This window comes from Aestuariibaculum lutulentum (assembly GCF_032926325.1).
GTDB classification, from domain to species: Bacteria; Bacteroidota; Bacteroidia; order Flavobacteriales; family Flavobacteriaceae; genus Aestuariibaculum; species Aestuariibaculum lutulentum.
The window spans coordinates 2,439,239-2,450,962 of sequence record NZ_CP136709.1 but is presented as its reverse complement, the minus strand read 5'-3'; the positions used below and the strand labels follow the sequence as shown (position 1 = coordinate 2,450,962).

Here is an 11,724-nt window from a genome sequence, read left to right as displayed (position 1 = left end):
TTTTTTAAAATTTATATTGGATTTGGGCACCAAAACTAATTGGGCTGTTTTTTACATATTCAATGCCATCTACCGTAATCACTGGGCGATAGTCTAAAAAGTTGTTAGCATAAACCGACATACTTATGCCATTAAGCAACTCTTTTGTCATTCGTAAATGAAAATTATGATAGATAGGCGTGGTTTTATCTTCGGCTGAAGATGGATTTAACCATAAACTACTATACTGGTCAGACTCCTGCTGATTTTCAGGAATACTTACACGTTCGCCATTTGAGTTGATATAAGCAATAGGAAAAATACTTGACGAAGTCGCAAAACTTTTCGATCTGGTAAATTGTTCGGCGGTTAAAGAAATTAATAATCCTAAATCGGACAAATGATGTGTTACTGTTCCACGAAGTCTAAATAAATCATCTTTCGTTGGCGTACTTTTATAAACACCATATAAGTATTGTTCTTCAAGGGGATCTGTATTCTGAATAACACGATCTAAATCTGAAAACGACTTACTATACACATAAGTTCCAACCAGACTAAACGAGGTATTGATAGCCTTTATCTTATTGAAGTTGAAATAGAACTCGATCCCTTTATCAATGGTACTTGCCGCATTGGTTTGTAAACTATAATCCAGCAATAATGGAGAATACCCAACAACCTCGTAGGTTGGAGGCGACTGACTATCGGCAAAGGTAAATTCTACTTCTGGGAAATCAACCCGTTCTAACGCATTATAACTCGCCAGTGCATCAAAGGTATGATTGTAATAACCGGTTAACGACAAGTTCCCAAAGCCTGTATTATAATTTAACCCCAATTCGTATTTCCAGCTTTTTGTAGGCTCTAAATTCTGCTTGGCTATTTCGGTTTTATACGTTTGAATTAGATTGAATGAATAATCAGATGTTCTGAAATCACGAATAAGCATATCAAAATATTTATCTCCCGGAAAAATCTGTGAAAGCGATGGAGTTTTTGAAGCAAACCCCAAGCCGCCTCGAAGACTTAAACTTTGACTTAACTCTACACCTAAATTAATTCTGGGGCTAAAATTTGAAAAACCATTCTGAATATCATAACGCATACCTAAATTGGCATACACTTCGTTATCGTTAGACAATTTCCAGGTTATATTATCCTGAGCATAAACGCCAAAATTTATCCTTGGTTTCACGTAACGCCCAAAATCTAAAGCACGAATACCTTCACCCGAACTTAGCGTACTACTCCCTGAACTAAGTGTTACCTGAGTATGAGCATTAGCTGGATCGTAAGCTTTTCCTTTTCCGTTGTTATCACTAAAACTATAATTTGCTCCTAATGACAGATTATGTCTTACATGAGAATTTTTAATTGTTTTATCTACAGATGTACCTAAATTTAAATTTACTGGCTGCCCATACACCTGACGAATTTGCATATAGGCTACAGGTGTATATTCCCCGGAATACAATCCGGTTTCTAAGCCTGTTGGTACCACACGTCCTCCATCATTTTTAAAAGACTGAACATAGGAATGCTGATAGGTATAGGCATATCCTAAATTAACATTTAAATGATCTATAAACGAAGCCTCAGGTTGCCAGGTAAATCGGTTACTTAATTTTATCCCTCTATCCTTTTTATATTTTGCCTCCTGACCTCCATCATCATTATCTTGATCATAATTTAAATCATCAAGGTTATTATGCAGGGTTAAAGAAAAAGTATTTTTAATCGTTTTATTTGAATTATATAACGACCATATTCCAGAGGCTGTAAGTCTGTTGTATTGCTCTAAACTATTTCTTGGATCGGCATTGGCATTTACGTAATCTAATGACAAGCTCAGGTTTCCTAACTTATCATTAATTTTAAAGCCTTTTCCAATGCTTACAGCACTATTACCTTGTCTTATATTGGCAGAAAGCCTGTAAGGTGTAACTCCAGCCTTTCTGTTAATTTTAATTAATCCGCTGGTTAGGTTACCATATTGAGCATCAGGAATTCCGGTTACGACTTCAATTTCATCAATATTACTGGCTGGAATAGAACGTAAATCGATACCTGAATTCACATTATCATAGGTAGTTAGTCCAGAATTACTATTATAATTCTGCATGTTTTCATCGTTAGATAGCTGCATGCCATCTAATACATATGAAACCCCAAAAGCATTGGTTTGACTTTCTTGCGCTGTTCGTAATGAAATGGAATTAACCGAATTTAATGAAGGTGGGGTTATGGTTTGCCCAGGAATTTGATTTAAAACATCACTTAAACTATAGGACTGAATTTGATTAATGGCATATTCATCTAAAACAACCGCCGAACCAACTTTACTTCGTCTTGGTACAGCCGTAACTTCTACTTCTTCCAATCGTAAATCTTCGTCTTTTAAAACGATAACTAATGACGTATTTACAGCTGTTTCTTTTGATGTTAAAACTTTCGTTTTCTTTCCGAGTATTTTTAACTCAATTTCAAAATCGTTAATATCAACCTCAATAGTAAATTTCCCTTCTTTATCGGTCACATCCCACTTTCCCGTTTTTATATTAAATACCGTTACGTTTTCTAAAGGCAGATGAGTTGCATCATCATTGACAACACCAAATACCCTATCCTGAGCTAAAGCACCAATAGAACACAGACAAATGAAAAGAAATACAGACCTCATAGTTAATTTTAAGGCTGCAAATATATCTTTATTTTTATTTATTCTAAATAAGAATAATAAAAATACACCTAAAGAACTAAGAAGTTAACATGTGTTAAATTATGTTATAAAACATAACAAAGGATTGCTATTACAAACAAAACATATAACTCATTGAATTAAAACACTAAGAAAGAAAGAAAGAAAGAAAGAAAGAAGATTGTCGGGATGACAGGATTCGAACCTGCGACCACACGGCCCCCAGCCGTGTACGCTAACCGGACTGCGCCACATCCCGATTTTTAAATTTATTGCCAAAGAAAATACTTTTTAATAAATTTCAAAAGTGTAAAATAAAAAAAGCCGAAGTAAAAACTTCGGCTTTTAAAATCTATTTAATTTCTATGTTATGCAGTGGCTGAAACTTCTACAGTTACTTCTTTAGCTGCTAAATAACGTTCTGCATCTAAAGCTGCCATACAACCAGTTCCGGCTGCTGTAATCGCCTGACGGTATACGTGATCGGCAGCGTCTCCACTTACAAATACTCCCGGCACATTGGTTTTAGCTGTTCCCGGTGTATTAATAATATAACCCGTTTCATCTAAGCTGATATAATCTTTAAAGATATCGGTGTTTGGTTTATGTCCGATTGCCACGAAGAATCCTGTTGCTGGAATTTCGTGTTTTTCGTTAGTTTTATTGTTGTGTACACGAACTGCAGTTACTACCTGTCCGTCACCAATAACTTCATCGGTTTCTGTATTGAAAAGAATGTCAATATTTGGAGTGTTAGCTACACGCTCTGCCATGATTTTAGAGGCTCTAAACTCATCACGTCTTACTAACATGGTTACTTTTTTACATAGTTTTGATAAATAGTGCGCTTCTTCACAAGCTGAATCTCCTGCACCAACAATCACCACTTCCTGATTTCTGTAGAAGAACCCGTCACATACTGCACATGCTGAAACACCGCCACCTAGCTTCAAGTATTTTTGTTCAGATTCTAAGCCTAAATATTTTGCTGAAGCTCCGGTTGAAATGATTACCGTATCACAGTGAATTTCCTTCTCGTCGTTTACCCAAACTTTGTGAATATCGCCTGAAAAATCTACTTTAGTAATCCACCCATCGCGGATATCAGCTTCAAAACGTTGTGCCTGAGCCTGTAATTCCATCATCATTTCAGGTCCTGTAATCCCTTGTGGATATCCTGGAAAGTTCTCCACTTCGTTCGTGGTTGTTAACTGGCCTCCTGGCTGTGTTCCCTGGTATAATACCGGACTCATATTAGCACGTGCTGCATAAATCGCTGCGGTGTAACCTGCAGGTCCCGACCCGATAATTAAGCACTTTACTCTTTCTATTTTATCTGACATAATTGCTACTAATTTTTATTAAAACAAAAGTAGAATTTTTAACAGAAAACTTACACTAAAGTTATCAAAAGATATTATCGGTTCATAATTAGTTGTTATCCTAATTCATTTTCACCACATTTTTTCGTAAATTGTAGTAATCTGACTAATAACCTAATAAGATAATTATGAAACCATTTCTATTACTTCTCTGTACTGCAATTTTATTATCCTGTAACCAAAATCCGAAAGCAGAACTACAAACGGCAGAGCTCTCTAACAAACTTGATTTGAAAGGAGCCTGGAAAATGATTAGTTATTTAAATTATAGTGGTGATGGCTCTGTAGACACCATTATGACTTCTGAAAAATTTATTCAAATGAAAATGTTTTCAGATAATAAATTTATGTGGAACAGATTCACCTCTTACGATTCATCTGAATGGTTTGGAAGTGGAAACTACACTTTTAAGAATGATACCTTAGCTGAGCACACCGAGTATGGCTCGGAAGCCTTACTTACCGTTTTAGAAAAAGATAGTATTCACCGATTAGATATTATCTTTATAGACGAAGACTCCTATATGCAAACGGAAAAAGATAGTTTGGGAAATCCTATTTATGGTGAAATTTACCATAGAATAAAATAAAAAAAGGTTGAACATGAGTTCAACCTTTTTTTATAAAGAAAATTTTACAATTATTTTCTAACAGCTTTGATGATATCTAAAGCAGCTTTAACATCCTGCTCTAACTTTGCGTAATCTTTATTTGCAAGAATCTCTTTTGATATTAATTGAGATCCCATACCAACACAAGTTACTCCTGCATCAAACCAACCTTTAAGGTTTTCTTCGGTTGGAGCTACACCACCTGTTGGCATAATGCTTGTCCAAGGTTGTGGGCCTTTAATTCCTTTTACGAATTTAGGTCCGTATAAATCACCAGGGAATAACTTAACGATTTCGCATCCTAGCTCTTCAGCTCTTGCGATTTCAGTTAAACTTCCACAACCAGGAGACCATAATACCTTTTTACGGTTACAAGCGATAGCGATATCTTCTCTTAACACCGGAGTTACAATAAAGTTAGCTCCTAAAGCCATATATAATGACGCGGCAGCAGCATCGGTTACCGAACCAACTCCCATAATCATACCTGGAAGTTCTTTAATAGCGTATTTTGTTAATTCACCAAAAACTTCGTGAGCGAAATCTCCACGTGCAGTAAACTCTAATAATCTAGCGCCACCATCGTAACACGCTTTTAATACTTTTTTACTTAACTCTAAATCGCTATTGAAAAATAAAGGAATCATTCCTGTTTCTTTCATAGCCTGAGCTACTTCTAATCTTGTATATTGTGCCATTTTAAAATGTTTTTATCGAGCTACACGACCTGAAGCGTCACCACCCATTAATTTTTCAACTTCTGAAACAGTAACTAAGTTCGCATCACCTTTAATCGTGTGTTTTAAACAAGAAGCAGCAACAGCGAAATCTAATGCGTTTTGATCATCTTCTGGGTATTTTAATAATCCGTAGATTAAACCTCCCATGAATGAGTCACCACCACCTACTCTATCAACGATATCTGTAATTTGGTATTGACGCGTTTCAAACATTTTGTTTCCATCATATAATACACCAGCCCAAGTATTGTGAGATGCAGAAATAGAACCACGTAAAGTTGTAATTACCTTTTTAGCTCTTGGGAATTTCTCCATCATTTGTTTACAAACCGATAAGAAAGCTTCCGCTTTAACATCGTGTCCTTGAGTTTGTACTGTTAAACCTTCTGGTTTGATACCAAAGTGCATTTCAGCATCTTCTTCGTTCCCTAAAACGATATCACAGTAAGATGTTAACTCAGTCATTACAGCTTCTCTATGTGCAGCATCACAATATTTCCATAATTTAGCACGGTAGTTTAAATCTGTTGAAATAGTAATACCTTTTGCGCTAGCAGCTTTAACAGCCTCTAAACAAGCATCAGCAGCACCTTGAGAAATCGCAGGTGTAATACCTGTCCAGTGGAACCACTCTACACCTTCAAAAACAGCATCCCAGTCAATCATTCCAGCTTCAATCTCAGCCATAGCAGAATGCGCTCTATCGTAAACTACTTTACTACCTCTTGATACAGCACCAGTTTCTAAGAAATAAATTCCTAAACGGTCACCACCCCAGATAATTTTATCAACATTAACACCACGCTTACGCATTTCCATCATGGCACATTCTCCAATATCATTTTTTGGTAAACGCGTTACGAAATCTACAGAAACGCCATAGTTTGCTAATGAAACGGCTACGTTAGACTCACCTCCACCATAAATAACATCAAAGTTATCAGCTTGCGAAAATCTTTTAAATCCTTGAGGTGCTAAACGAAGCATGATCTCACCAAAAGTTACTACTTTACTCATTTTTTTTAATAGTTATTAATTATTATTCGAAATTTAGTTAAACGATTAAGCAGTATTTAGAAAAAAAAAATTACCATTATCAAACTACTTATTTTGATTTAAAAAAGTATTACAGTAATTTTGCTTAAACGATTAAGCAAATATATAAAAAAATTGACCAACAAAAAAAAAACAACTATAAAAGACATTGCTAATGTATTAAACATTTCGCCGGCCGCCGTTTCTAAGGCATTACACGACGATTCGCGCATTAGTGATAAAACTAAAGAAGCCGTTAAAGAAGTGGCTAAAAAATTAAACTACCAGCCCAACCACTTAGCTAGTGCCCTGCGCCGTGGAAAAAGTAATCTGGTAGGATTGATTGTTCCAAGAACCAACAGCAACTTTTTTTCTTCCGTAATTCAGAATATTGAAGAAGTTTTGAACAAAAAAGGCTATAACATTATCATTACCCAGTCTAACGAATCATTCAAAAAAGAGTGTAGCAATATTGACACCTTACTATTTACTCAGGTTGATGGTATTATTGCATCTATGGCAAATGAAACCATTAGTCTGGATTATTATGAAAAGATAAAGTCGAAAGGCATTCCTTTAATCTTATTCGATCGTGGTGAAAATGATTTAAATGTCGATTACATCGGAATTAATGATTACGATAGCAGTCATATGATTGTTGAACATTTAGTGGAACAAGGCTGCAAGCGTATTGCCCATATTGGAGGTTACCGACATACCAGAATTTTCAACAACAGGATTCGAGGTTATATGGACGCCATAGCAAAACACAATTTACCTTTAGAAGATGAGCTACTCATTGAAAGCAGTCTGACCATAGAAGACGGCAGAAAAAAAATGAAGCAGCTTCTTGAGTTAAAAAACAGACCGGATGCTGTTTATGTGGCCGCAGATTATGCCGCTCTTGGAGCTTTACAAGTTCTAGAAGAAGAACACATAAAAGTACCTGAAGACATCGCCTTAGTTGGTTTTGGAAATGAACCTTTTACAGCTTTGGTAAACCCTTCTATTACAACCGTTAACCAACATAGTGATGAAATAGGCAAACAAGTGGCCTTAACGTTTTTAGAGCGCGTTAAAACACCCGGAAAAAAGCAAACACTGAATAAAATTATTCTTGGCGCCGAATTGATTGTTAGAGATTCATCTAACAAAAAAGGATAACTATAAAAATTTCAAAATAAAAAAGGTTTCAATAATTGAAACCTTTTTTATTTCCACTAAGTCATTAGTTTAGGGTATAAAATCCTCTCGAATAGGATTAAACACATCTATCAAAATCCCAGCCTTTTTACAAACCGTGCCATGCATGGTATTGGGAGGAATATAAAGTCCATCTCCTTCTTTTACCAGTTTCACCTCATCGCCAACCGTAAATTCAAATTCCCCGCTGGCCACATAAGTTACCTGAACATGTGGATGCTCGTGCATCGCACCAACCCCACCTGCTTCAAAACTCACATTAACGAGCATGATATTATCATCATACCCCATAATTTTTCGTTTAATACCTCCGCCAAGGTCTTCCCACGCTATATCATCACCAGATAAAAACACCTCACTTGCTCCAAAATTTATCATAATATTACAGAATTTCCATTTTACTTAAATTAATCTCACAAAAACAAAAGTAACACATAAAAACAACTTGATTTTTTAAAAATTTTTAGAATTTTTCACAAACACAAAAACCTCTGTAAAGCCTCACTATCTCTAGTAAAACAAAAGATAACCACCAAATAAAAAATCATTTTTTAATTTTTTTTTAACTAAAAATGTCACCCTCAACATGACATACTGCGTTTTAATAATATACGGCAGTAAGTTTTACTGCATAACAAACTAAAAAACCTCTAAAAAATTAATTTATGAAAAAAAGACTACTTTCATGTTTAGCTTTCACTTTAGCACTTGCTGCAAGCGCTCAGATTGAACTTTTCAAAGAAATTAACACTGTTGGAACAGACTCAAATCCAAACTATGTTTATGTTACTAATGATGGTAAAAAAGCATACTTTCAAGCAAGTAATGGTACCGACGGTTCAGAGCTTTGGGTGTCTGATGGTACCGTTGCTGGTACAAACATGCTTATAGATTTAGATGGTACCACCTCAAACTCCTATCCAAGAGCCTTTGTAGAATTTAACAATACTATGTATTTCTGGAACAACGGCGCATCAGCAATGTGGAAAACAGATGGAACCGCTTTAGGTACTGAGGTAGCTACCGAATTAGCTGGTCAATATTTTGAAGGCTCTATAGAATTTAATGGCGCTTTATATTACATTGACAAAAACGCTGGGGTCACTAATGGTGATATTTTTAGATTTGATGGTACAACAGCTTCTGTTTCTGGTTATGATAAATCAAACGGGGACATGTATGTTTCTGAGATGTTTTTATTTAACGACAAAATATTTTGTTATGCCAGAACATCTACTGAGCAGTCGACAATAGGCAACGAACTTTACGTTTTTGACCCTAGTAATGACACCTTCCAGCTATTTAAAGAATTTGCTTCTGGTGCTTCAGCTGGTTATGTTAGTAATTTTATAGAATATAATGGACAAATGTATTTTAGTGCAGCAAACGATACCGACACCTCTGTAGATGCACTTTGGGTATCTGACGGTACAGCCTTAAACACTGTAAAAGTAACAGCTACTCAAGACTTTGCTGTAAAAGGAGAAGTATTCACTTGGAACAACTTGATATACTTTTTAGCAGACGATAGCAATGCTATAGAAAACATATTTTCTTACAACCCAAGCACCCAAGCAGTTAAACAATTAACCTGGTTTACTGTAGATCATGATGCCAACTCTTACACAGAAATAGACGGTTATTTATATTACCGAGGTGAAACTGAAAACACAAGAACTTATTCAACTTCAGATGCTAGATTATTTAGAATTAATCCTGATGGTGAAACCATTGAACAAGTTGACCCTGACAATAAATTGGATATAGATTGGTTTGTTAAAGTTGTAGACCCTAACGATAACAACATTATATTAATGAGAGGTGATGATGATGGAGACACAATAGTATATGGTACAGAGTTATTTTGGGTAAATCCAGCAGCAATAACCTACTCACAAGTATTATCTACAGCTAAACCATTATCTGAAGTTGCCAGAGTATACCCTAACCCAGCTTCAGACTACTTAATGATGCCTAACAAATTAATGAATGCACCATACAGCATTTATGACATTACTGGTAGAGCTGTTAAATCTGGAGTTATTAGTTCTGAGCGTTTAGATTTCAACTTAAACACTGGATTATACATCTTAAAAGTAGAAGTAGATGCTGCAAGCTACACCCAAAAAATCATGGTTAGAAAATAATTTATTATACACTTAATTTTATTAAAAAAATCCCGTTCAAAACTTGAACGGGATTTTTTTATGAATAAAAAAAACTTTATTAAGCCGCATTAATACAAGCATTTCAACTAAAAATCAATGATAATTAAATAATTTTTCATTTTTATTAAATAAAAAGCAAGGGTAATTCATTTTTACTGAGTAATACTTATATAAAACTTAATAAATCTAATTATCTAAACATTTTAATTTATGAAAAGAAAACTATTTTCTTGCTTAGCATTCGCGTTTGGGTTGGCTGCAACCGCCCAAAGCACTTTATTATTTGATATCAATAAAGGAACTGGGAGTTCTAACCCCGACGTGATGTTCTTTTACAATGACAAAATCTATTTTAAAGCTACCACAGGAGCTGCAGGGAGCGACTACACCACAGACGGTGATGACGCAGATGCTTTAAATGACCACATTGGTACTGAACTTTGGGTTTTAGACCCTAGTGACCCTGATAACGAATCGTTAACATATGTTGACGTTAACCCTGGAACTGGCAGCTCATCTCCTAGTTACTTTTTCGGTTTTAATAATTATGTTCATTTCACGCGCAGCAATGTACCTTACAAATCAGACGGCACAGCCGCAGGAACAACTCAAGTAACAGAATTAGTTAATGGGATGGACGACATGGTAGAACTAAACGGTATACTATATTTTATAAATATCTCTAATAAGGAATTATGGCAGTGGGATGGTACCAATACAGCCGCTACACGTGTTAACAGACCAACAGGACAAGTGGAAACCATATTTTCATGGGGAAATCGTGAATCAAATAATAACCATGCACTCATACAAGCCTTCAACAATAAAATCTATTTTGCGGGAAACCTAACTATTGATGGTACAGATACAGAAGGAATGGAAGTAATTATATACGATCCTGCTACAGAGCAGTTCTCTAGAGCAACTCAACTACCTACCACATACAGATTACATAATTTCGTACAGTACAATAACGAGTTATATTTTGCCCAAAGAGAAAGTAGTTCTGTAGCACTTAAAGATGACTTTGTTCTTTACAAAACCAATGGTAGTAGCACCGAACTAGTAGCTGCTGTAAATGATGCAGTAGATTACATTAAACCATGGTACGTTTGGAAAAACAAACTTTATTTTAGCGCCATAGATTCCAATGGATTTTCTCAACTATATTCTTACGACGCAAACGCAAGCACTGATGCAGATGCGGTTACACAAATTACACACAATGTAAAGAAAAACCACGACCCAACACATTTTGTAACTGGAAGTGATTCAGATGATTTTCTTTATTATTTAGGAGAGAAAGATGAAATACTTAAGTATAAAGATACTAATGGAAATGATGTAGAAGAACCTGTAGATGACAATTTCATACATAGAACTGATGGAACAACCTCTACCATATTAGACCCTGAAACAATTCTTGCTAACAGACCCATAAAAGTTAATGATATTTTATACTTTGAAGGCCACTATTCTGGAACCACAACTAGTAAAATATTTGGAGATGAAGTTTATAAACTTAACTTAAACACCTTAACCTTATCTGATTCAGATGAAAAACTTAAAGGCATAAACAATGTTTACCCTAACCCTGCTAAAGATTATTTTATGGTAGACAAATCGTTAGTTGATGCTGCTTATAGCATTTACGACATTACAGGTAAAGTGGTTAAGCAAGGCGTTTTAAAATCACAAAGATTAGATTTTAACTTAAATACTGGTTTATACATTTTTAAAGCACAAACCGATTTAGGCTTCTTTGCTCAGAAAATTATCGTTAAATAATTTTGATATAAATTCAAAAACCCAAAAAATCCCGTTCAAGTTTTGAACGGGATTTTTTTATTCCAAATATCAATATCACAAATAAAAAAAGCCAGAATATCAATTGATATTCTGGCT

The 11,724-nt window shown here is 35.2% G+C and carries 9 protein-coding genes and 1 tRNA gene; 4 read left to right on the top strand and 6 right to left on the bottom strand.

The genetic code is table 11. The features are described from left to right. Positions 1 to 4 precede the first annotated feature (4 nt). From R1X58_RS10475 to trxB, 3 genes are all read right to left on the bottom strand, one after another. Positions 5 to 2,662 carry a TonB-dependent receptor gene (locus R1X58_RS10475; protein WP_240572693.1) on the bottom strand — a complete coding sequence of 886 codons (2,658 nt, stop codon included), beginning with the start codon at positions 2,660 to 2,662 and terminating at the stop codon, positions 5 to 7. 202 nt (positions 2,663 to 2,864) lie between these two features. Continuing rightward, positions 2,865 to 2,939 (bottom strand) — tRNA-Pro (locus tag R1X58_RS10470). Positions 2,940 to 3,048: 109 nt separating this feature from the next. Beyond that, the gene (trxB, locus tag R1X58_RS10465) at positions 3,049 to 4,023 is read right to left on the bottom strand and encodes a thioredoxin-disulfide reductase (protein ID WP_317292972.1); all 975 of its coding nucleotides are present in this window, start codon (positions 4,021 to 4,023) and stop codon (positions 3,049 to 3,051) included. 167 nt (positions 4,024 to 4,190) lie between these two features. Here trxB and R1X58_RS10460 point away from each other — a divergent pair, with 167 nt between their 5' ends. Next, positions 4,191 to 4,652, top strand: a complete 462-nt coding sequence (locus R1X58_RS10460; RefSeq protein ID WP_240575453.1) for a hypothetical protein — start codon at positions 4,191 to 4,193, stop codon at positions 4,650 to 4,652. 50 nt (positions 4,653 to 4,702) lie between these two features. Here R1X58_RS10460 and R1X58_RS10455 read toward each other — a convergent pair whose 3' ends face one another. Further along, on the bottom strand, positions 4,703 to 5,371 hold the full coding sequence (locus R1X58_RS10455) for a bifunctional 4-hydroxy-2-oxoglutarate aldolase/2-dehydro-3-deoxy-phosphogluconate aldolase (RefSeq protein WP_240575452.1): 669 nt from the start codon (positions 5,369 to 5,371) through the stop codon (positions 4,703 to 4,705). A gap of 12 nt (positions 5,372 to 5,383) precedes the next feature. Beyond that, positions 5,384 to 6,430, bottom strand: coding sequence for a sugar kinase (locus tag R1X58_RS10450; protein ID WP_240575449.1), 1,047 nt, complete (start codon positions 6,428 to 6,430; stop codon positions 5,384 to 5,386). 153 nt (positions 6,431 to 6,583) lie between these two features. Here R1X58_RS10450 and R1X58_RS10445 point away from each other — a divergent pair, with 153 nt between their 5' ends. Beyond that, positions 6,584 to 7,612, top strand: a complete 1,029-nt coding sequence (locus tag R1X58_RS10445; RefSeq protein ID WP_240575447.1) for a LacI family DNA-binding transcriptional regulator — start codon at positions 6,584 to 6,586, stop codon at positions 7,610 to 7,612. 69 nt (positions 7,613 to 7,681) lie between these two features. Here R1X58_RS10445 and R1X58_RS10440 read toward each other — a convergent pair whose 3' ends face one another. Continuing rightward, on the bottom strand, positions 7,682 to 8,029 hold the full coding sequence (locus R1X58_RS10440) for a cupin domain-containing protein (protein WP_240575446.1): 348 nt from the start codon (positions 8,027 to 8,029) through the stop codon (positions 7,682 to 7,684). A gap of 287 nt (positions 8,030 to 8,316) precedes the next feature. Between R1X58_RS10440 and R1X58_RS10435 the strand changes: the two genes are divergently transcribed. Together R1X58_RS10435 and R1X58_RS10430 are read left to right on the top strand one after the other, a co-directional pair. Then, positions 8,317 to 9,798: a T9SS type A sorting domain-containing protein gene (locus tag R1X58_RS10435; RefSeq protein ID WP_240575445.1), complete on the top strand. Its 1,482-nt coding sequence runs from the start codon at positions 8,317 to 8,319 to the stop codon at positions 9,796 to 9,798. 231 nt (positions 9,799 to 10,029) lie between these two features. Beyond that, the gene (locus R1X58_RS10430) at positions 10,030 to 11,607 is read left to right on the top strand and encodes a T9SS type A sorting domain-containing protein (RefSeq protein WP_240575442.1); all 1,578 of its coding nucleotides are present in this window, start codon (positions 10,030 to 10,032) and stop codon (positions 11,605 to 11,607) included. Positions 11,608 to 11,724 lie beyond the last annotated feature (117 nt).

Excerpts from the sequence above, each read along its gene's own strand:
- R1X58_RS10475 (WP_240572693.1), bottom strand. The coding sequence starts at position 2,662 with ATGAGGTCTGTATTTCTTTTCATTTGTCTGTGTTCTATTGGTGCTTTA.
- trxB (WP_317292972.1), bottom strand. The coding sequence starts at position 4,023 with ATGTCAGATAAAATAGAAAGAGTAAAGTGCTTAATTATCGGGTCGGGA.
- R1X58_RS10460 (WP_240575453.1), top strand. The coding sequence starts at position 4,191 with ATGAAACCATTTCTATTACTTCTCTGTACTGCAATTTTATTATCCTGT.
- R1X58_RS10455 (WP_240575452.1), bottom strand. The coding sequence starts at position 5,371 with ATGGCACAATATACAAGATTAGAAGTAGCTCAGGCTATGAAAGAAACA.
- R1X58_RS10450 (WP_240575449.1), bottom strand. The coding sequence starts at position 6,430 with ATGAGTAAAGTAGTAACTTTTGGTGAGATCATGCTTCGTTTAGCACCT.
- R1X58_RS10440 (WP_240575446.1), bottom strand. The coding sequence starts at position 8,029 with ATGATAAATTTTGGAGCAAGTGAGGTGTTTTTATCTGGTGATGATATA.
- R1X58_RS10435 (WP_240575445.1), top strand. The coding sequence starts at position 8,317 with ATGAAAAAAAGACTACTTTCATGTTTAGCTTTCACTTTAGCACTTGCT.
- R1X58_RS10430 (WP_240575442.1), top strand. The coding sequence starts at position 10,030 with ATGAAAAGAAAACTATTTTCTTGCTTAGCATTCGCGTTTGGGTTGGCT.